16 protein-coding genes are annotated in these 20,587 nt (G+C 42.3%); 10 read left to right on the forward strand and 6 right to left on the reverse strand.

Going from position 1 to position 20,587, the window contains the following annotated elements; translation table 11 throughout:
- Positions 1–308 precede the first annotated feature (308 nt).
- Positions 309–866 (forward strand): hypothetical protein, encoded by a 558-nt coding sequence (locus tag NH399_RS21290; protein WP_253043223.1) that lies wholly within the window; start codon positions 309–311, stop codon positions 864–866.
- 57 nt (positions 867–923) lie between these two features.
- Here NH399_RS21290 and NH399_RS21295 read toward each other — a convergent pair whose 3' ends face one another.
- On the reverse strand, positions 924–3,026 hold the full coding sequence (locus NH399_RS21295; protein WP_253043224.1) for a tetratricopeptide repeat protein: 2,103 nt from the start codon (positions 3,024–3,026) through the stop codon (positions 924–926).
- A 207-nt stretch (positions 3,027–3,233) separates the two neighbouring features.
- Between NH399_RS21295 and NH399_RS21300 the strand changes: the two genes are divergently transcribed.
- Positions 3,234–3,590: a hypothetical protein gene (locus NH399_RS21300; protein ID WP_253043225.1), complete on the forward strand. Its 357-nt coding sequence runs from the start codon at positions 3,234–3,236 to the stop codon at positions 3,588–3,590.
- 56 nt (positions 3,591–3,646) lie between these two features.
- Here the strand turns inward: NH399_RS21300 and cysZ are convergent, their stop codons facing one another.
- Complete coding sequence (gene cysZ, locus NH399_RS21305) at positions 3,647–4,393, reverse strand: sulfate transporter CysZ (protein ID WP_253043226.1); 747 nt, start codon at positions 4,391–4,393, stop codon at positions 3,647–3,649.
- A 275-nt stretch (positions 4,394–4,668) separates the two neighbouring features.
- Between cysZ and smc the strand changes: the two genes are divergently transcribed.
- The 3 genes from smc to NH399_RS21320 all read left to right on the forward strand — a co-directional run bounded on the left by smc (position 4,669) and on the right by NH399_RS21320 (position 11,063).
- A complete protein-coding gene (smc, locus tag NH399_RS21310; RefSeq protein ID WP_253043227.1) occupies positions 4,669–8,163 on the forward strand; it encodes a chromosome segregation protein SMC in 3,495 nt (1,164 codons plus the stop codon).
- A gap of 17 nt (positions 8,164–8,180) precedes the next feature.
- On the forward strand, positions 8,181–8,933 hold the full coding sequence (zipA, locus tag NH399_RS21315) for a cell division protein ZipA (RefSeq protein WP_253043228.1): 753 nt from the start codon (positions 8,181–8,183) through the stop codon (positions 8,931–8,933).
- Positions 8,934–9,113: 180 nt separating this feature from the next.
- Positions 9,114–11,063, forward strand: coding sequence for a helix-hairpin-helix domain-containing protein (locus NH399_RS21320; protein ID WP_253043229.1), 1,950 nt, complete (start codon positions 9,114–9,116; stop codon positions 11,061–11,063).
- Between the two features lie 32 nt (positions 11,064–11,095).
- Here NH399_RS21320 and NH399_RS21325 read toward each other — a convergent pair whose 3' ends face one another.
- Positions 11,096–12,034 (reverse strand): MBL fold metallo-hydrolase, encoded by a 939-nt coding sequence (locus NH399_RS21325; protein WP_253043230.1) that lies wholly within the window; start codon positions 12,032–12,034, stop codon positions 11,096–11,098.
- Between the two features lie 364 nt (positions 12,035–12,398).
- On the opposite strand from NH399_RS21325, the gene NH399_RS21330 reads away from it, so the two are divergent.
- The 4 genes from NH399_RS21330 (at position 12,399) to rsgA (ending at position 16,037) form a co-directional block, all read left to right on the forward strand.
- Positions 12,399–12,791: an MAPEG family protein gene (locus tag NH399_RS21330; protein ID WP_253043231.1), complete on the forward strand. Its 393-nt coding sequence runs from the start codon at positions 12,399–12,401 to the stop codon at positions 12,789–12,791.
- Between the two features lie 82 nt (positions 12,792–12,873).
- Entirely contained in the window at positions 12,874–13,938 is a 1,065-nt protein-coding gene (locus tag NH399_RS21335; RefSeq protein WP_253043232.1) for an isoaspartyl peptidase/L-asparaginase family protein, read from the forward strand.
- 88 nt (positions 13,939–14,026) lie between these two features.
- Positions 14,027–14,767 carry a type I methionyl aminopeptidase gene (gene map / locus NH399_RS21340; RefSeq protein ID WP_253043233.1) on the forward strand — a complete coding sequence of 247 codons (741 nt, stop codon included), beginning with the start codon at positions 14,027–14,029 and terminating at the stop codon, positions 14,765–14,767.
- Between the two features lie 232 nt (positions 14,768–14,999).
- Positions 15,000–16,037: a ribosome small subunit-dependent GTPase A gene (gene rsgA / locus NH399_RS21345; RefSeq protein ID WP_253043234.1), complete on the forward strand. Its 1,038-nt coding sequence runs from the start codon at positions 15,000–15,002 to the stop codon at positions 16,035–16,037.
- A 179-nt stretch (positions 16,038–16,216) separates the two neighbouring features.
- Here rsgA and NH399_RS21350 read toward each other — a convergent pair whose 3' ends face one another.
- A complete protein-coding gene (locus NH399_RS21350) occupies positions 16,217–16,747 on the reverse strand; it encodes a hypothetical protein (RefSeq protein WP_253043235.1) in 531 nt (176 codons plus the stop codon).
- Between the two features lie 288 nt (positions 16,748–17,035).
- On the opposite strand from NH399_RS21350, the gene NH399_RS21355 reads away from it, so the two are divergent.
- Positions 17,036–17,476: a hypothetical protein gene (locus tag NH399_RS21355; RefSeq protein WP_253043236.1), complete on the forward strand. Its 441-nt coding sequence runs from the start codon at positions 17,036–17,038 to the stop codon at positions 17,474–17,476.
- Positions 17,477–17,537: 61 nt separating this feature from the next.
- Here the strand turns inward: NH399_RS21355 and NH399_RS21360 are convergent, their stop codons facing one another.
- Entirely contained in the window at positions 17,538–18,323 is a 786-nt protein-coding gene (locus NH399_RS21360) for a sporulation protein (RefSeq protein WP_253043237.1), read from the reverse strand.
- A gap of 75 nt (positions 18,324–18,398) precedes the next feature.
- Positions 18,399–20,558 (reverse strand): S46 family peptidase, encoded by a 2,160-nt coding sequence (locus NH399_RS21365; RefSeq protein WP_253043238.1) that lies wholly within the window; start codon positions 20,556–20,558, stop codon positions 18,399–18,401.
- Positions 20,559–20,587: the final 29 nt, after the last annotated feature.

Raw genomic sequence — 20,587 nt, forward strand, 5'->3', positions numbered from 1 at the left:
TTCCTCTGTCTTGATACCTTTAGCTGCTTTACGTGCCCAGGCTTCAATTTCTTTCTTGTCCATCGGTCTACCATCTCCTATTCAATAGGTTAATAATAGACAGTTACACAGAGTTATTTACAGTCTCTGGATATATTTAAGTATTCGCCCTAAAAATAGGTCATTAATTAATACTAGACTGCTTCTTTTTTGCTACCTGATTTTTGTAGTGAATTGGTGCGTCCTGTTTTATACGATATTTCATATCAGGTTTTGACAGTTAAATTACTGTAAGCATATTTATTATTTTTATAATCGGAGTTAAATACATGCTAAGTTGCATTAATAAGAGAGTCGCATTAGTCGGCGCTGCTTCTATCCTTTTTTTATCTGGCTGTACTTTTCAGGCTACACCATACTCACCATCTGCCGTTAACGTGAAGGTGATCTCTAACGAAAGCTTTAATAAATTCGAAATCAGTGAGTTCTCTTCTTTTAACTCTGATTTAAAATCCATAGGTTGCCGAGCTGCGGGACCTGTAAAGACACCTAATGGTCAAACCTATGAGAGCTATATCTTTGAAGCTTTTAAGAGTGAGCTTAAATTAGCTGAAGTTTTCTCGGAAGACTCCGCTGTTAAGTTGAAAGGAAAACTTGAACATATCGACTTTAATTCAAACTTAGGCTCTGGAAATTGGAACATCCGTTTGTCTTTCACTGATGGTAATGAATCATTTGAAGTAAATACTATTTATCCTTTCGAGTCATTCTGGGTCGCCGATCGAGCCTGTCAAAAAGTAGCTGAGTCACTGGCTCCAGCGGTTCAAAAAACAATTCAGGACATTGTCGCCCATCCTAAATTCAAATTAATGGTTGGTAAACGCTAATATTGCGATAGTTAAGCTGCCTGTTTATATTTTATAGTCAATCAAGCTATAGCTCTGTCACAGAGCTTTAGCTTCTTTCAATTCCTGTAACTCTTGCTGAGCAGGCCAAAATCTCAGCGATGTCTCCAAAAACTCATTGGCTTCTGATTGTTTAGAATGTTCTAGTAAATACTTTGCATAATAAAGATTAAATAACTTGAACAGGGAGCTAGTGGAATATTGGTTACCTGTTTCTCTGACACGTTTAAAGGCGGATTCACAACTGCTTGCTTTGATCACACCCTCACGGCTATCAAAAATGCATTCAGATATGTCCGCATAAAGTAAGCGGGAGTCTAGCAGCTTGTATTTATCTTTAATCTTTTTGATCAAACGGTGAGCTTGACTTTTGTTATTAGCTAAAGTTTCAATATGCAGCTGTATTTGTTCGATATAGCTTTGTGCCTCATGGTCATATCGTTCTGAAAGTGCGAGCGTAATTTCTCTGGCTTTCTCAAAGTGACTTTGTTCGGCATAGGTTAATGCGAGCTCGCTGTCGATTTGCAATTGATGGACCATCATTTGCGATTTTTTAGACTTTAAGCGTTTGTAAATTTCAATAGCAGTTTCAGGCTGGTTAAGCATGCGATAGTTGCTGGCTAAAGCTAACCCTTCATCCTTGGAGCCAGAGAAAGAATCTAGGCTGGTCAGCAAGGGGAGTGCATCATTATATCGTCCTTCTCGAATAAAAAAGCGGCTTCGTAATTGGTCAACTTCCGCAGAATTTCCTAAAAGGAGTGCTGCTTCATCAAGCAAGCTATGAGCTTTCTCATATTCGCCGGAGAAGTGATAAGTTCTTGCGATTTGAGCCAGATAGTGGTGTTGTTCTGGAGCTTCTGCGTATAAGGAAGTGTAAAGCGTTTGAGCTTTCTTTAAGTCTCCCATCAACATGTACTGTCTAGCAAGCAAAGATTTATACTGTTTGTGCGTGAGTGATACTTCTTCTAATAACTTTATGGTTTTGTTGACTTTGGAAAAAGTCATATAAAACATAAGCAACTCGATCTTAGCGTAGATATTGTTGCTTTCCATCGAGTTCCATGACTCTAGTAACTGTTGCTGTTTATCGTATTGGTGAGCATAGTTAAATTTAGCGGTCTTTAATACGTAGACTAGATCATTGGGCAGCTTAAAGTGATATTTGAGTGCCCGATTAACGTATTGTAAAGACTCTTCGCTATTACCTGTTTTTTGTACGGTAGCAACGCCTAATTCTGCTAATGCTAGAGCAAACTGGCTGTCTTTCGATACTGCGCTTTCCAATAACTCTAATGCTTTATCAAGTTGTCTCTTACGAATAGAAATTAGGCCCTGTGTATAGTCTTTTAAAGCGCTGACATTGCTGGTTACAAGTTCCAAAGCGGGGTAGTCATCCCCCTCCCATTTCTGATTCAATGCTTGAGTGATATCTTGTGTGAATTGGTCGACGCAGTTCACTAAGGAGTCATCACACTGCATATCCTTTATTTTTTTGACTGGATTTGTTGAATAAAGTGAAAGCTTCAGTTGATGGTTGTCGCCTGTGCTAGCTTGCTCTCCTGTTAACAGGTACTGCGCTGCAATCTTGTTAGCAATGTAAATTGAAGATTTAAGGTTTTTGTGCTCAATAGGTAGAGCTGAACCGGATGAGTTATAGGCGAAATAGGAGCTCGATATTGAACTTGCCACACGTATGTTTTTATTTTGTTCTAGATCCATCTGTAGCAATAAAGTGAAAGCTTGAGACCACCAAGCGTTGTCTTCATCACTCAGATTTTTTAGTGGAATAATGGCTATTAAGGGAGGCTGACGTGACGAGCTTTTTTCGACGACCACTTCAAGTGTTTTATCTGCCTTGTTAGAGATATAAGCAAGTATTCCGCCACTGATGATTAAATTAACAATGATGAGCCAGAGTTCTTTTTTTGACCACTCATCACGCCCTTTAGCGCCATGATTGTAGGCGACATAAGTTACAGCGGGTAGCAGCGTGAGAAAAAACACTGCAAATTGCAAAGGAAACCGGGTACTTAAGTTAAATTCCCCAGAAAGCCAGCTAGACATCTCGACACATAACCAAACAAATGCCAGATAACCTCCAACAATTTGAAGTACTCTCCTCTCCAAAATCTCTTTAAACAAGTTGTTAATCATCCTGGTTGGTTTATGAATCTAACTAATACATATGAGCGCTAATAGTATCACAGCAGACCCCAAGATGACTTATATTTAACCTAAGTTAAACTGGTCGTTTTTTGATATACTCATAGGGTCGTATGGCATAATCCAATAGATTTCTTTTTCGCCATATCGACAATAGTCGAATATTTAGTATCTAAGGAATTCTTTATGAAGTTATGTTTATCTAAATTACTTTTGTCTGCTGTTTTATTGGGGGCTGTGGTGAATGCAAAAGCCGCCTATGTATATAGCGGCATTAGCAATATCACTTATCTTTCTGTTTATAATCGGAGTAGTGCTCCTGGTGATATTTTTGTGAAGTTATCTAATCCTGCTGAAGAGTGTACTGCTGGTTATTATGTATCGGCGGACTCACCGGGTAGAGATACGGTGATGAGTGTTTTGCTTTCTGCTTATCACGCGAAGTCGAGAATTCGTATTAATGCTTATGATTCGCCAAACTGGAGAGGAAGCAATAACGATAAAACTTGCGAAATAGAAGGCGTTAATTTCGTCGACTATTAATGTCTTGTAAGTAGGAATAAACCCGCTGCTCTTAGTATTAGAGCAACGGGTTACGTTTAATTTTTATACTGCTCAAACCACATAATAGTAGCGCCAGCCACAGCAACGGGCATAACCAAAATATTCACAACAGGGATCATAGTAAAAAACACGATCACTAAACCAAAGCCCATGGGGCCAGAGCGATTTTGGCGTAATAGTTCGAGTGTGTGTTCAAAGGGTCTTTTGCGGTTGTCCTGAGGATAGTCCACATACTGAATGCACATCATCCAGGCACTAAACAAAATCCAGATGATTGGAGCAATTAAATTAAGTCCCGGGACAATAAACAACACTAGACATATCAGTGCTTTGGGTAGCCAATACTTAAACTTGTGCCATTCGCGACCGAGTAATCTGGGCAAGTCTTTTACCACTTCGCCTGCAGTCATATCCAGACCGTCGTAGTCTTTCCCGGCTATTTTCTTCTCTACCGCTTCTGATAACAACCCGTTAAAAGGCGCGGCTATCCAGTTGGCTAAAATGGCAAAAGCATAAAAAATACTCAAGATGATGACTAGGGTGAAAATTGGCCAAATCAGCCAGCCCATGTAGTCGAAGACCCATTGAACCCACTCCCAGCTCGCGTCATAAATCGCTTGTTTCCAATCTGATAGGCGAGAAAATATCCAAACCGCCGCTCCTGCGAGTAATAAGAAATTGATGAGCAAAGGAAAAAACACAAATTTGCGTATTCCCTTTTGCTTGACCATGGCTAACCCACGGGTGAAATATTGAGCACCACTAAATCCACTGGTTATCATATTGTTAAATTCTTCCTCAAAATAGATATCAAAGAGTGTGTTTCCGGTACGAAATAATTTACACTAACTGGCTAAAGTTGAAAAAGCGAAATGTTGAAAGAACTGTAAGAGATATCTGTCTTTTTTGTTCATTTGGACTAAGTTTTAAAAACAAAAAGTAATAAAAATCATTATCTTGATTAGTTTTTGGTCAAGAGGGTGTGTTGAAAAATACCTATTTGCGATAAAATGCGCGAGTGAAACACATATAATTAATAACGATACAGATTCGAGTTATGCGCTTAAAACAAATTAAGTTAGCGGGATTTAAGTCTTTTGTGGACCCCACAGTTGTACCTTTTCCTCAAAATTTGACCGCCATTGTGGGTCCTAACGGCTGTGGCAAGTCGAACCTGATTGATGCTGTTCGATGGGTAATGGGGGAGTCTTCTGCCAAGCACTTGCGTGGCGACTCGATGACTGACGTTATTTTTAATGGCTCCACAGCCCGTAAGCCCGTAGGGCAGGCCAGTATCGAGCTGGTATTTGATAACTGCGAAGGGCGTGTTATTGGCGAACTGGCCAATTTTTCTGAAATTTCTATCCGTCGCATGGTGACACGCGAGGGACAATCTAATTATTTCCTCAATGGCGCACGTTGTCGCCGTAAAGACATCACCGACGTGTTCTTAGGCACCGGTCTTGGGCCACGTTCTTATGCGATCATCGAGCAGGGTATGATCTCGCGCTTGATCGAGTCAAAGCCCCAGGAACTTCGTGTCTTTATCGAAGAGGCGGCAGGTATCTCTAAGTACAAAGAGCGTCGTAGAGAGACTGAGAACCGTATTCGCCACACTCGTGAAAACCTCGAACGCCTTGAAGACATTCGTGAGGAGTTGGGCAAGCAGCTATCTCACCTGCAACGTCAGGCCACATCGGCCATGAAGTACAAAGAGTTCAAAGCCGAAGAGCGTGAATTGAAGGCACAGCTCTCTGCCTTGCGTTGGCAGCGCTTCCATAATCAGGTGGGAGAATATGAGCAACTGATTGGCCAGTTAGAAACCGAGCTGGAATCTCGCATTGCCGATCAGCGTGGTGCCGATGCCGATATCGAGCGCTCTCGAGAGCTACACATTGAATTGAGTGATCAGTTTAATGAAGTACAAGGCCGGTTTTATGGTATCGGTGCAGATATCGCGCGTCTTGAGCAAGCCATTAAGCACCAAAAAGAACGCAAAGTTCAGCTAGTTGAAGACATCCGAAACGTAAGCGAGTCTTTACATCAAATTGGTGATCAAAAAGAAAACGACCAATCCCGTCTTGAAGAACTGCAACAAGAGTTGATGGAAGCTGAACCAGAGCTCGAAATGCATAATGAGTCTTTTGAGGCGTCTCAAGAAGAACTCATGCAGCTAGAAGAGTACATGCTGGATTGGCAAAGTCAGTGGGATTCGTTTAATCAGGAATCCTCCAAAAACAACCAGCAACTGGAAGTTGAGAAAACTCGATTACAGCACCTTGAATCGCATATCTCGCGAATGGTGTCGCGTCTAGAAAATACCGAAAGAGAGCTGGCAGGTTTAGAGTCTGACTCGATGGAAGCATCGATGATGGAAGCTTCTGAAGCGCTAAGTTTGGCGGAAGAAGAAACCGCTGCACTGGCTGAGATGGTAGAAGAGCTGGTTGAGCAGATTTCTGGGTTGCGAGAGCAACAACGTGAGAAGTCTCGCACCATCGATGAAACTCGTAAAGAAGTTCAAAAAATGCAGGGCCGCAAGGTCTCGCTTGAAGCCTTACAGAAAGCCGCTTTAGGACGTTCTAACAAGGTCGCCAGCCAATGGTTGGAGCAAAAAGGCCTTAAGTCTAACCAGCGCCTGGTTGAAAAAATGTCGGTAGAAAGCGGCTGGGAAACAGCCGTAGAAACCGTTTTGGGCGATACGTTGCAGGCCGTGTTGGTGGATGATGTTGAGCTGTTAGCCGATCTGAACGAGCTGAGTGAAGGCGAATTATCTTTCTTGCAAAAGAATACCAATGGTGAATTGGTTGCTGATAGCTTGGCTAGCAAGGTAACTGCCCCCGTCGATCTTGGTGGCATTCTTGGTAAAGTAAAAATGGCTGATGACTTGGCCAGTGCGATGTCGATGAGAAGCCAACTAGCTTCTGATGAAAGTGTGGTGACTCGAGACGGTATCTGGCTGGGCAAAGAATGGATCCGTGTTAGTCGTAAAGCCGAGAACGAAGCCGGTCTGGTTGAGCGTGAGGCAGAGCTGAAAGAATTATCGGCACAGCTGGAGGAGAAAGAGCTTTGGTTAGAAGAGCGTGAAGAAGAAGCCGAAGCACTGAAAGAAAAAACGCGCCAGCAAGAAAATGCCTGGGAGCAAAAACAGCGTGAACTGCGCGACGCCAATAAGGTCTATAGTGAATTAAGAGCCAAAGTTGGTAGCCAGCAAGCCAAGCTAGATCAAACTCGCCAACGTATGGAAAAACTGCGTCGTGAGCAAAGCGAAGTTCAGCAGCAAATCCAGACAGACGAAACTAATGTCACCAAAAGCCGAATGCTGATCGGTGAGCTGGTCGAATCGATGGCGGGTGATTTAGAGAAGAAAGAAGAACTATCTTCGATGCGCGAAGAAAAGCGCAATCGATTAGAGCAGGCACGCAGTCGTTCTCGTGAAGCAAAAGACGTTGCTCATAAATTAGCGTTACGAGTGGAGTCGCTAAAAACGCAAATCAACTCAACTCAAGTCAACTTTCAGCGTATGCATGACCAAGTGGCACAGCTGCAACAACGTAAAGCAACGCTAGAAGACAACTTAGCGGGTGTGAGTGAACCAACTGATGATTTGCAGATCGACCTTGAGGATGCGTTAGAAAAGCGCTTGCTGGTAGAAGAAGAATTAAAAGCTGCACGTGAAAAATTATCGGAAGCTGATAATCAAATGCGTGTGCTGGATAAAAAGCGTGCTGAAGCTGAGCAAGCCGCGCAAGTTATTCGCTCACGTCTTGAACGCTCGCGAATGGAATGGCAAGAATGCAAAACGCGTCAAAACACTCAGGCCGAATCTCTGGTAGAAGAAGAGCATGCGGTAGAAGAGTTAGTCGCTGGTTTGCCAGAAGACGCTAATGAAGATGAATGGCAAAAACGTCTTGAACAAATTGCCACTCGTATTCAGCGTCTGGGTGCTATTAATCTGGCTGCCATTGATGAGCATAAGCAACAAGAAGAGCGCAAGGTTTATCTTGATACTCAACATGAAGATTTAACCGGTGCCTTAGAAACGCTGGAGAATGCGATTCGTAAAATTGATCGCGAAACTCGTACGCGTTTCAAAGAGACCTTTGATAAAATTAACTCAGGTTTAAAAGAATTATTCCCGAAAGTTTTTGGTGGCGGTCACGCTTACCTGGAACTGACTGGAGAAGATTTACTCGATACTGGCGTGGCCGTTATGGCACGACCTCCGGGTAAACGTAACAGTACGATCCATCTGTTATCAGGTGGTGAAAAAGCATTAACAGCGATTGCGTTGGTATTCTCGATATTCCAGCTGAATCCATCACCTTTCTGTATGTTGGATGAGGTTGATGCACCATTAGACGATGCCAACGTTGGTCGTTTTTGTAACATTGTTAAAGAGATGTCAGAGAAAGTTCAGTTTATATATATTTCGCACAATAAGGTTGCGATGGAAATGGCGCACCAGCTCGCAGGGGTAACTATGCAAGAGCCTGGAGTATCGCGTCTGGTTGCTGTAGACATCGAAGAAGCAGCAGCTCTGGCATCACAGTAATCATCAAGGAGTGTGATATGGAGTGGGAATTAAGAATAATACTCGCGGTAATAGGGTTTGCGATCCTCGGTATTATTTTGTGGGACGGCATGCGTCGTTCTCGTAATCGCAAACAAAAGCAGAAGCTTCATCCGAGTGATGTTGCAACTGATGGGGCTTCGCGCGATAGCCAGGGCTTCGATATGGATGGAGTGAGCGAGGCTCGTGTGGTGAGTCGAGCTAAAGCACCACAAATGGTTATTGACGATGAGCCTTTGGTGGCTTCTCGTAATGACGAAAAAACGGAGCCTAAGGTAGAGCCAATTTCGACAGTCGAGCAGAGTGAAGAGCAAGAGCCCGAAGTCATTTTGTCTTTGGCTTTAATTTCTCAAGATGAAGAACTTTTCTCTGGGCAAAAGCTATTGCAATCAATGATCGAAAATGGTTTGCGATTTGGCGATATGGATATTTTCCATTACAACCGAACCATTACGGATTCTCAGCATAAATGGTTCAGTGTTGCCAATGCGATGAATCCTGGCACCTTCGACCTCAATATAATGGAAAATGAGCAGTTTAAAGGGTTAACCTTTTTTATGACTCTGCCAGGACCTTTTGAGCCAACCCAGGCCTATTCTAAGATGGTTGAGGTGGTCCGCAGTATTCAAGAGAGTGTTGGTGGGCAAATTATTGATGGCAGTCGCAGTGTGTTCACTGAACAAACTTTTCAGCACGAGCTGGAAAAAATCAAAGAATTTAAGCGACAAAATTTGACGCCAAAGCATAGTTAAATAGTACTTCTAGCAAGCAGCATAGGTTTGTAAATGTGCTGCTTATTAGTTTCTCTAATTATGTTTATGGTGGGATCTGGCCTGTACCTATTGTCTAAGTAAAGCCAGATATTCCTTATGGATAAATAATCATTTCTTCTATTCTGCTTCTGAATAGAGCCAGTTTCAGGTCAACTAATAATGAGTACAACAATTAATCAAGAACAACTAGATGCATTAGCAAATGCCAATTTAAAGGTTGGTGAAGAGCGAGTTCTTTTTTTACTTAATGAAGAGAACTTAACGAGCTTATCTATTAATGATTTAGAAGAAACGTTAAAAATTGCTAATGCGGCCTATCGAGCTGGTGTCCCTCTTATTGATGATCATGTTTATGATCACGTTTTCTTAAAAGAACTAGCGACCCGTGATCCTCAACATCCTTTTTTAACCCTTGTTGAACCTGAGCCTGTTCATGTATCAAAGACTGTGGCGTTACCACAAAAAATGCTATCTACGGATAAAGCATACAGCGAAGAAGATATTATTAAATGGATTGATCGATTAAAAAAAGCGGCTGACGAAATTGATTTGCCGCTTAGCGAACTGATGATTCGAGTAACGCCAAAACTGGATGGGTATGCGGCGTATGATGATGGTGAAACGCTATACACTCGTGGTGATGGTGTTCGCGGTCAGGATATCACTCGTGCGTTTGCACGTGGAATGCAAGTTGCTGAGCAAAGTGCTCGCGGCCAGGGTGCTGGTGAGATTGTTATTAAGAAGAGTTACTTTGAACAACACCTAAATGAACATTTCGAAAACTCGCGTAATATTCAGGCCGCTATTATTGCAGAAAAGAAAGTTGATGAACGCGTTCAGAAGGCAATTGATGATGGCGCTGTCGTGTTTTATCCCTTTGCGGCGATCACTAACTGGCAAGGGCATTTCGAGGCCTTGTTAAAAGATTTTGACGAGGTTACTGGAGAAATCTGGAGCGCTGTTGATTTCGATGTGGATGGAGTGATTTTAGAAGCGACTCATGATGAGCTTAAACAACATATGGGAGCTACTCGACATCATCATCGTTGGCAAATTGCTTATAAATCCAATGTCGAAAAAGCAGAAGTTAAAGTAATAAAAGTAACGCCTCAAACCTCTCGTACAGGAAGAATTAGCCCTGTAGCAGAGTTAGAACCTACCCGGTTGAGTGGAGCGACTATTAGCCGAGCCACGGTTCATCACTATGGCATGGTAAAAAGCAATGGTGTAGGACCTGGAGCGGTTGTTCAATTGGTTCGTAGCGGCTTGGTCATTCCAAAGATAGAAGAAGTGTTGCAACCTGTTGAGCCTGAGTTTCCTGAAGAGTGTCCTAGCTGTGGTTCTCATGTTGTATGGGATGGCGATCATATTATATGTCCTAATACGACTGAATGCCCTGCACAAACCGAAAACACCATGATTCATTTCTTTAAAACCCTGGGCAACATTGATGGTTTTGGACCTGCGACGATTGCGATACTCAACGAGAAAGGCGTTCGTTCCATTCATGAAATTTATCAATCAAAAGTTGAAGATTTTGTTGAGATGGGATTTGGTGATAAAACCTCTGAAAACCTGGTCAATCAATTGGCAGCGAGTCGCAGCATAGAGATCGAAGATTGGCGTTTTTTAGCAGCTTTTGGAGTTGTCCGTCTTGGTCCTGGCAACTGCGAAAGATTACTGGAGCATCATGATATCGAAACAATTTTTGATGTGTCGGTTGAAGATATGGTGAAGATTGATGGCTTTGCCGAGCTTAGTGCGCAAACTATTGCTGAAGGCTTAAAGAATATTAAGCACGAGTTTTTCCAGATTTTTAATTTGCAGTTTAATTTACGCAGAACCGAAAAACTCGGTGGTGGAGATGGTGCCGAAACGCCCATCACCGGAAAACAGGTCGTTTTTACCGGGAGCATGGTTTCTGGTCCTCGTGGTGATATGGAGAAGCAAGCCAAAGCTCTGGGAGCCAAAGTAGGCAAGTCTGTATCAGGAAAAACCGATTATCTGGTTACGGGTGAAAAGGTAGGGGCTAATAAGATTAATGCGGCTAAAGAGAAAGGCGTAACGGTGTTAACCGAAAGTGAATACCTTGCCATGATCAATGGATAAAACAAAGGCGGCTGAATAGCCGCCTTTTTCATTTAATGCTGGTGAGAATGAGAGTGACTGGCTTTTTTCGTTTGAGTGAGTCCTTTATAAACTTGTCGGGTCATTCTTTCTGTAGTAATAAAGCCCCAATTCCATTTGTCGTGATATTTTTTTAATGGATTCATAGCGACAACTTCATCTTCCGATTTTCCGGCTTTAATCGCTTTAGCAATCAGTTTTTTGGCATCTTTTAACATAGCGACTGAACGAGCCAGATCTTCCTTTGAGGCCAAAGGACCATGGCCAGGTATGATTTTGGTTTTGTCATTACTTAACTTCAAAATTTTCTTCTGCGCTTTAATATAACCATCTACGCTACCACCACTGTTTAGATCAATGAATGGAAACATACCATTAAAGAAAACATCGCCAGTATGTACAACATTAGATTTTTTAAAGAAAATTACTGCATCACCATCAGTATGAGCGTGGGCAACGTGAATAAGGCGTGCATTCTCGCCATTCAGATGAAAGTTCATGGCATGAGAAAACGTAATAACGGGTAATGCGTCTTCAGAAACGGGCACATTTTCTTTACCGTTAAACATGCCTTTCTTAACAAGATGACGACGTAAGTTTTCGTGGGCTACGATCCGAGCGCCTTCTTTTTTCATTGCTGCATTATTAGCAATGTGATCGCCATGTACATGAGTATTGATAACAAAGTCGACAGGCTTTTTTGTCACACTTTTTATCGCTGTTTTCATAATATCTAGCATGGGAGGCATGGAGTCATCAATCATCACAACTCCGTCTTTTCCTATGGATAAACCGATATTGCCGCCTGTAAACCCGCCGACACCGGATAGCATATAAATGCCTGGAGCAACTTGAGTCGACTCAAAGCTGAGTTCTTGCTTTTTTTCTTCTGAATAGGTGTTTGTTACAGCCAGTGCAAGGCAGAGAGATAAAGATTTTATTAGAGTTTTCATTTATGAATCTCCGGGTTTATGTAACGTAAAGCACGATGGATTAGCAAGATAACACAAACAGGATAAGGCGATAAGCTGATAATAGTGCGAGAAGAGTTAATGCTATAAAGCGATTGATTTCGTCGTTAACCAGTTTGAATAAGTTACAAAGTTGACAGGGTAGGCTTTTTTAGAATATTTATTGGTTTTAAAGATAGGATGGTGTGTTGATTACACCAAATAGGTAGCTGATTCAGTGCCGCTATTCCCAATCTCAAATAAATTTCCTATACTAACCTGAATACCTTAAGCAAAGATTGAAGTATTGATGCGAAATAGGGTAAAAATGTTGCACCATAACAATTAGAAAATAAGTAAGTATATTATGATGTTATCGATTACAGGGTTATACGCTGCTCCGTTGGCGCTATTGATTTTATTTTTGGCTTATCGTGTTACTAAGTTTCGCCGTAAGCTATTAGTGGGTGTTGGTAGTGGTGGAGATAAAGAACTTGAAGGAGCTATCAGAGCTCATGCGAACGCAATTGAGTATGTGCCTATTGCACTAATCATTATTGCTATTTTGGAAGTAAATGGTTCAGCAGAATATTTCGTGCATGGTTTAGGGGCGACGTTACTTATTGGTAGAATCCTCCATGCGCAAGGACTCAGTTCTTCTATCGGCAAGTCGTTTGGACGCTTTTGGGGAACATTATTAACTTGGTTAGTGATCCTTATTGCCTCGGTTAGCAATTTGGTTTTATTTGTCATGAATTAAGTTGCGACTTTCTTGATCTAGCCAGGTAGCCGGAGAACATTATCCCGGTGAAATATCATTAAAATAAAAGTCGGGAGATTGTATGCGCGTATTGTTTGTTTTTGTGATGTTGAGTATGTCTACTTGGGCAGTGTCTTCAGAAAAAAAAGCGATTTCTCAGCCTCCTTTTGCCATTGCCATTCATGGTGGTGCTGGAACCATTCTCAAAGAAAACCTGTCACCCAGATTAGAGCGGGCTTATCACAAAAAAATGACCGAAGCGCTTAAGGCAGGTTACGAAGTTTTAGTGATGGGCGGTAGCAGTGTTGACGCTGTGCAAACTACGATTGTTATATTAGAAGACTCTCCGCTTTTTAATGCTGGTAAAGGATCGGTTTTTACTCACGAAAAAACCAATGAGCTGGATGCTTCAATCATGGAAGGAAAACATCTTAACGCTGGAGCTATCTCTGGTGTGAGTAATGTTAAAAATCCTATCAAGTTAGCTCATGCTGTCATGACTCAATCAAAACACGTTATGCTCAGTGGTGGTGGTGCAGAAGTGTTTGCGGAGAAAAACGGATTAGATATCGTCGACAGCGGATATTTTTATACCGAGCGCCGCTGGAATCAATTAATGCGTGTGTTAAAAGATAACAGCAAATCTTCTCGGTTATCAGAAGATAAAGATGATCAGTTTTCGGGCCTTAAGAGCTGGCCCGACGATGACAAGTTTGGAACCGTAGGGGCTGTTGCCCTTGATCAGGCTGGTAATCTAGCTGCAGGTACTTCAACTGGTGGAATGACCAATAAAAAGTTTGGACGTATTGGTGATTCTCCAGTGATTGGAGCTGGAACCTACGCCGATAATAATGCCTGCGCTGTGTCGGCTACCGGGCATGGTGAGTATTTTATTCGAGCGTCGGTTGCACATGACATTTGCGCTCGTGTTTTATACAAGAATATTTCATTGCAACAAGCGGCTGACGAAGTCATTAAGGATAAGCTGGTAAAAATGAAAGGTGAGGGAGGCGTTGTCGCTTTAGATCCCAAAGGCAATCCTGTGTTTTCCTTCAACTCGGTAGGCATGTATCGAGGATATATCGATAAAGATGGGAACGTTTATACTGGAATCTTCAAAGAGCCTCTGAAAACGGAAGAAAAATAACCCTCTTCTGTTAGTAAGCTAAAGCCATGGCCGAATCTATGGCTATTTGTTAGTATACTTTTATTGATAGAAATAAAAGTAAGAGCTTATGACCATCACTTCAGATGACGATATTAAAGGCTTAAAACATATCGGGCATATTGTTGCACGAACGCTTAAGACCATGGGACAGCATTTAAAACCCGGTATAACTACCCTCGAGTTGGACAAGATAGGTGGAGAGTTTTTAACTCAACAGGGAGCTAAGTCTGCCCCTAAACTGGTTTACAATTTCCCTGGGTTTACTTGTATCAGCGTTAATGAAGAAGCGGCACATGGAATTCCTGGAGACCGCATTATTCAGCCCGGTGATATTGTAAACATTGATGTGTCGGCGGAGAAAGATGGTTACTTCGCTGACAGTGGTTTTACCTTCCTTGTTGCCCCCGTTGATCCTGCAAAGCAATGGTTAATTGATTCAACTCAAAGAGCATTGAAAGCGGCTATGTCGGTCGCCAGAGCGGGTAAGAAATTGAATCAAATTGGCAAGGCTATTGAGACTACGGCAAAGAAAGCGGGATTTACAACATTGCGAGATCTGACGAGCCATGGAGTAGGGCGTGCTCTACATGAGGAGCCTGAACATATTCCTAATTTTTACGAGCCCGGTGACAAACGTGTTTTGCACGAAGGTATGGTGATCACCATCGAACCTTTTCTATCTACACGCAGTCAATACACCGAAACGGCAGACGATGGTTGGACCTTGTTAACAGGGGCTGGCAATTTATCGGCTCAATTTGAGCACACCATGATCATTACCAAAGGTAAGCCGATGATCGTAACCTGAGCAATATTGCTCAGCAAATAGATTACTATTGATGCCAGCTGGGTATTTTTTTATAATTCGGCTAACTGATAAGCACATTTTAAAGACTGGAGGATGCAGATGATTGTATCAAACATCTTCCGGGTTATTATTCCATAGCGCTTTTGCGCTTCTTATAACCCGGCGTTACACGCTGGGGCCTTAATATAGCCCCGTAGATAATTAATGATGATTTTGATCGTCAGGGGTTTCTATGTCACATTATTATCAACTGTCCCAAATGGGATGGAAACCATTTTTTCAGCAACAACTTTCTTTAGAAGAGTTTGAAGAGCACGATATTTACCGAGTCTCTTCTGTTTCGCGTGGTCACATTGAGTGTTTTGGTGAGCGTAATATACAAACGATTCCTTTACTAAGTTACTACTCAGATGCAGCTGTGGGAGATTGGCTCTTGTTAAATAAACAAGGCGCTGTCGTTCGCATTCTTGAGCGCTTTAGCGAGTTTCGTCGTAAAGCCGCTGGCAGCAAAGTCGAATCACAATTGATGGCTGCCAATGTTGATATGGCTTTTATTGTGTGTTCGCTAAATGATGATTTTAGTTTAAACCGAATTGAACGGTATTTGGCGTTAGTTAAAGAAGCGGGAGCAGAGCCTGTTGTTATTCTTACTAAGGCAGATCTATGCAACGGCATTGATGATTACCTTCAAAAAGTACAAGGCTTAGATCCATTATTAAGAGTACAAGCTGTTAACGCGCTGGATGCATCTTCTAGTCAATCTTTGATGCAGTTGGCTTTGAGTGGTAAAACTATAGCCTTCTTGGGATCGTCGGGTGTTGGAAAGTCAACTTTGATTAATCAACTCTCGTCTTCACATCAGTCTACAGGCTCTATCAGAATGGATGATGATAAAGGACGCCACACGACAACAGCACGATCGTTGCATTTTTTGTCCTGCGGAGGTGTATTGATTGATATGCCTGGCATGCGAGAGTTGCAGTTGGCTGATTGTGAGTCTGGAGTTAATGCAACTTTTGCAGATATTTATCAGCTATCTGCTGCTTGTCGTTTTACTGACTGTCAACATCAGGAAGAGCCTGGATGTGCTGTTCAAAAAGCGATTGAAGAAGGAGGTTTGGAGCGTCGCCGATTGGAACACTATCGTCGATTAATGCGAGAGCAATTTGTTAATGGCGCAAGCCTGGCAGAGAAGCGCTCCCGCGATAAGGCGATGAGTCGAATGTATCGAAAGGTTCAGCAGGCTGCTCGAGCATCAAAACATAAGTAAAGGAAAAGTTCATGGCTTCTGGTCATGAGCTTTTATACCCGTCGCCTTTCAAGGTGCAGCGCTGTTGTTCAAGTTGCAGCGCTGCGCGCACTCACCCCAATCACTTAGTCTATCTAAGCTCAGGGATTCGTTTGCTGGCCGCCTATCTGCCCCTTGAAATGCTTTGGGGATAGGTCGGATTACAGTTGTTCGTTAAAAAGTTCCAACAACTTATTTTGATAAGGCGAATCTACTGTTACCCGCGTAATGGTGTCGATACGAATCAGTTTGTGCAGCCGTGATAGTGAGTTTTTAGGGCCATAAGTGTGAATCTTTATCCATTCTTTGTCTTTCGCTTTTATTTCTCCAATGTCAAAGCTGTCTTCTTCTTGCTGATGAAAAAAGCACAGTTGAGAGTGGGTTTCTGCCAGCTCAAATAACAGACTTTCAAATGATTGTTGGTGCAGCTTCAATTTTTTATGCTCGCCATATTCGTTGACCAACAATTTTATGGCTTCATGTTCTCTATTACCCCAAAAGAGGCAATCAATTTGGTGAGTCTCAAACAAAGTAAATCCATCATATTCTCCATCATCAGTGTACAAACACATGACAACCGCATCATCACTGACAAACTCTATAGTGCCTGTTAAATCTTCATCTGAGCAGTCTCTACTGACCGATATTAGCTCGCTTTGAAGTTTTAATTTCTTTAGTTCTTGAGTAAGCATGAGAAGTCCAGGCTCCTTTGTTAATACCGCTACTAAAAGCTTATTATCTTATGATTGTAGCGTTTTAGTCAGCGCTTTGACAATCATTACAATGAGTACTCTGATCCTAAAAAGTATCGACTAAAGGAATCGGTAATTTAAGCAAAAAATAACATTAATAAAAATGCCAACTGGCTCACGAATAGAGGTTAATTAATACAAAATTTGATGTCGGGTGTTAATGCTGGCACCTATCTAAGATGATATTCTAGTTATTCAATACAAGCGTTTTGGGGTTTGATAAATACTATGTTTTATTTTGGACGTGTGGAGTTTCCCTGGCCATTGCTATTGGTTGTTGCAACCATTGCTGTGGCAGCTTTGTTTTATCATCAGTTGCCTGCCTACCGTATGTCTGACAGCAAACGCTATCGCTTTGCATTCATTGCGACAAGTTTTACCAACCTGGCTCCGGTACTTTCTCTTATTGTTAGCCTTTGGGTATTCACTTTTGCCCAGAGTCACCCAACCGCTCAAATATCTGGTGCTGGTGGTTCTTGGGGTGTATGGACAATGTTTTGGCCCTTGTCTTTGCTAGCGCATCTGGTGGGAGGGGTGGCAATATTAGTGAGTTTGATTCTTGAATATCACTGGTTAAAACATAAGTTCTTCTTTTTGTATCGTTTGCTAAGTCTTGGACTGTTATTGCTTTCTTTCTCTTGTGTTATGGGGAACTTTCCTGATGCTTGATCTTTTCTGTCTATTTAAAGGATAAGACGCAGTAGTGAACTGCGCCATACTAATGTAGTGCTTAGCTATGTGAGCTGATTACATCGGCTAACAAGTTTTGTATGTCGTGAATATTGTGTTCATTAACCGTAAGAGCTGTTTTGGTTTCGTCCATATCAAACATAGATAGGAATAGACCGCTCATGCCTCGTGCACGGCGATCAATTTCTAACATAAGGCGCAGTTGATGCCCATCGTTAATAAATACGACTTCAACTTCGCTGACGCGTCCTGCAAACGGCCCAGAAGGCGCTTTAAACTCTAGCTCTTGCATAAAAGGAACATGGAAGTTTTTTACTGCTTCACATTCGGCTTCTACTAAAACAAAACCTAGCTCTTCTAATGCTTGAAGTACGCTAAGTTGAAGATCATTGGGTTCAACCTGCACATAATCTTTGTCGGATTTATCCAGAGCAAACTCGATATCTAGATTGGTTTCTACCCATGTGCGGCTGCGGCCTAGTGTGAGTGGCGAGGTTTCTGGCATAGTGATGCTAAAGGGAACTTCGCGTTCTTCATCAGGCTGAATTTCGAAAGCTTCGGGAAGATCGTAGGCAACAAGGGTTGCTGTTTCTTCTACCGTTTCAGTCTCTTCATTTCCATCTTCATCTTCCACTTCTATTTCGACCATATAGTTGCAACGGACATCCAGATCGATTTTTTGGATTTTTTGTGCGGCTTTGCCGCCTTTGATTTGAATAATACCGGAGAGTTCTCCGCCAGGATAAACGACCGAGTTATCTAAAATAGCGTCTACTTTTGCAGCACCGATGCCCACTTTTGATAAGGCTTTCTTAAAGAATGACATAAGTAATTTCCTTTTGTAGGTTTTTCATTAAACGAATAAAAGCGTACCAGCCGAGGCTGGTACGAATACAACAAACTATCGAATAACGTCCATTTCTTTGATTAGGTTGTCTGCGCCATCAATGTTTTCCATTACCCATAACATATAGCGGGCATCAACATGAATAGAACGGTTAAGAGCTGGCTCATAATCCCAGTCGCCAATAATGCTCTCATAAACACCATCAAACACCAATCCAACAAGCTCAGCTTTGCCGTTAAGTGTCGGTGAGCCTGAGTTGCCACCAGTAATATCCAGAGTTCCTAAGAAGTTAACTGGAACCGAATCGATGTCTTTCATGTAGTAGTTGCCATATTGCTTACCCTCAATCAACTCAAGTTGTTTTTTGGGGGAGTCAAATGGCTTTTCACCTGTATCTTTTTGCGTAATACCTTCTAAGCGAGTGAAAGGTACTGCATACAATCCATCTTTTGGAGAGTAGCCTTTTACATTACCGTAGGTAACGCGCAATGTGCTATTTGCATCAGCGTATACTGGCTTGTTTTTGCTATTGTAGAAAGCAATCATGGCTTCCATGTATTTAGGACGTACTGCATTAATGTCGCCAGAAAGCTGTTTGCTTTCTTTCTCGGCTTTCATTCGTGCATCATAAGTCGCAATAGCAAGCTTAATGAATGGATCGTCACTTTTGTTAAAGTCTTCTACTGATTTGTTCATCCAGTCCAGACGAGTATTCTCGTCACCTAACTTAGATTTTGCATACATGGCATCAAGACGCTTGCTTAATTTTTTTGCATCTAGTTTTTTACCAATACCAAAGAATTTATCAAGATCTTTACGACGTTGTTCTTTAGGAAGCTCCGCGTAACGTGTCAACATGTGCTGTAATAAAGCTTTGTCTACTTTGGGTGCATAACGACGGTCCATTGCACGCATGCCTTGTTCAAAACGCTTCATATCACGTTCTTGATAACCACGTTCGCGATCGATGTCAGCTTTTTGTTTTTCGATAGCTAGACGGTGTAGACGGTTAGCTGTTGACATCATGCGAGTAAAGCCCATGAAGTTTAAGATAGTATCGCGCTTCGCATCTTTTTGAGCTTTGTCGATTAACTTATCCAGCTGACTGATGGCTTTGCCATATTTTTTGTTGTTTGATTTACTTTTCTTAACCCAGCCGCGCATGGCTTTTTCGCGCGCGTCTTTGCGTTGTTGCGTCGTGCCTTTGTGATAGCTTTCGATCATGCTGCCACGATTTTTCTCGTAGTTGGCCAGACCAGCAAGTGAGCTTTCGTATTTGATGCGATCATCACTGCCTTCAGCAGAATTATCTTTAATCACCTGAATCAATTCGCCCATTAATGCTTTTGTCAGCGGGTAGTTCACCGTGAATTCATTTTGAACTTCCGTAGCCGTGCGATAGCGGTTAGTACGTCCAGGGTAACCCAGAACCATAATGTAATCTTTGTCAGCTACACCTTTAGCGTTAACTTTTAAGTGATGTTTTGGCTCAAAAGGTACATTGTCTTTGTTGAAATCAGCTGGCTTGCCATCTTTGCCGACATAAGCTCGGTAGAAAGCATAGTCGCCCGTGTGGCGTGGCCATTGCCAGTTATCAATGTCACCGCCGTATTTTCCGATGCTGGAAGCGGGAGCATGAACCAGACGAACGTCGCGAATGGTTAACTGCTTAAACAGATAGTATTCAAGGCCACCATGGAAGTTCACAACAGAACATCGGTAATCTTTGTTCGACTCACACTCTGCAACCAAGGTTTTTGTCATTTTATCCAGAGCTTTAAAACGCTCTTCACCACCCATCTTATCGTTAACGACGCTTTTCATTTTGTCGGTTACGTTGGTGATGTTTTCGGTCACATAAACTCGCGAGCCAGGAGCTGCAGGCAACTCTTTATCGAACGACTTTGCAAGGAAACCTTTTTCTAACAGGTTGTTACCTTCTTTTGAGTTGTACTGGATTGAACCATAGGCACAGTGATGATTCGTGACTACCAAACCCTTATCTGAAACAAACGAAGCCGTACAGCCACCCAGGCTAACAATGGCGCCCATTGGGAATCCGGTGAGATCCTGAAGATCTTTAGGGTCCAGCTCCAGACCTGCTTCTTTAAGCTTTCCGGCGATGATAGGAAGTTGATGAGGTTGCCACATACCTTCATCGGCGACGACGAGAGACGTCATACCTGCGGCAAGGAGAGTGAGTAGTTTCTTCATTATTATTTACCTTAGTTATTATGAGAAGG

The organism is Pleionea sp. CnH1-48, from assembly GCF_024124665.1.
Lineage (GTDB): Bacteria > Pseudomonadota > Gammaproteobacteria > Enterobacterales > Kangiellaceae > JAMXSB01.

What these genes read in the sequence shown, in the direction of transcription:
- NH399_RS21290 (WP_253043223.1), top strand. Translation starts at nt 309, where the DNA reads ATGCTAAGTTGCATTAATAAGAGAGTCGCATTAGTCGGCGCTGCTTCT.
- NH399_RS21300 (WP_253043225.1), top strand. Translation starts at nt 3,234, where the DNA reads ATGAAGTTATGTTTATCTAAATTACTTTTGTCTGCTGTTTTATTGGGG.
- cysZ (WP_253043226.1), bottom strand. Translation starts at nt 4,393, where the DNA reads ATGATAACCAGTGGATTTAGTGGTGCTCAATATTTCACCCGTGGGTTA.
- smc (WP_253043227.1), top strand. Translation starts at nt 4,669, where the DNA reads ATGCGCTTAAAACAAATTAAGTTAGCGGGATTTAAGTCTTTTGTGGAC.
- zipA (WP_253043228.1), top strand. Translation starts at nt 8,181, where the DNA reads ATGGAGTGGGAATTAAGAATAATACTCGCGGTAATAGGGTTTGCGATC.
- NH399_RS21320 (WP_253043229.1), top strand. Translation starts at nt 9,114, where the DNA reads ATGAGTACAACAATTAATCAAGAACAACTAGATGCATTAGCAAATGCC.
- NH399_RS21325 (WP_253043230.1), bottom strand. Translation starts at nt 12,034, where the DNA reads ATGAAAACTCTAATAAAATCTTTATCTCTCTGCCTTGCACTGGCTGTA.
- NH399_RS21330 (WP_253043231.1), top strand. Translation starts at nt 12,399, where the DNA reads ATGATGTTATCGATTACAGGGTTATACGCTGCTCCGTTGGCGCTATTG.
- NH399_RS21335 (WP_253043232.1), top strand. Translation starts at nt 12,874, where the DNA reads ATGCGCGTATTGTTTGTTTTTGTGATGTTGAGTATGTCTACTTGGGCA.
- map (WP_253043233.1), top strand. Translation starts at nt 14,027, where the DNA reads ATGACCATCACTTCAGATGACGATATTAAAGGCTTAAAACATATCGGG.
- rsgA (WP_253043234.1), top strand. Translation starts at nt 15,000, where the DNA reads ATGTCACATTATTATCAACTGTCCCAAATGGGATGGAAACCATTTTTT.
- NH399_RS21350 (WP_253043235.1), bottom strand. Translation starts at nt 16,747, where the DNA reads ATGCTTACTCAAGAACTAAAGAAATTAAAACTTCAAAGCGAGCTAATA.
- NH399_RS21355 (WP_253043236.1), top strand. Translation starts at nt 17,036, where the DNA reads ATGTTTTATTTTGGACGTGTGGAGTTTCCCTGGCCATTGCTATTGGTT.
- NH399_RS21360 (WP_253043237.1), bottom strand. Translation starts at nt 18,323, where the DNA reads ATGTCATTCTTTAAGAAAGCCTTATCAAAAGTGGGCATCGGTGCTGCA.
- NH399_RS21365 (WP_253043238.1), bottom strand. Translation starts at nt 20,558, where the DNA reads ATGAAGAAACTACTCACTCTCCTTGCCGCAGGTATGACGTCTCTCGTC.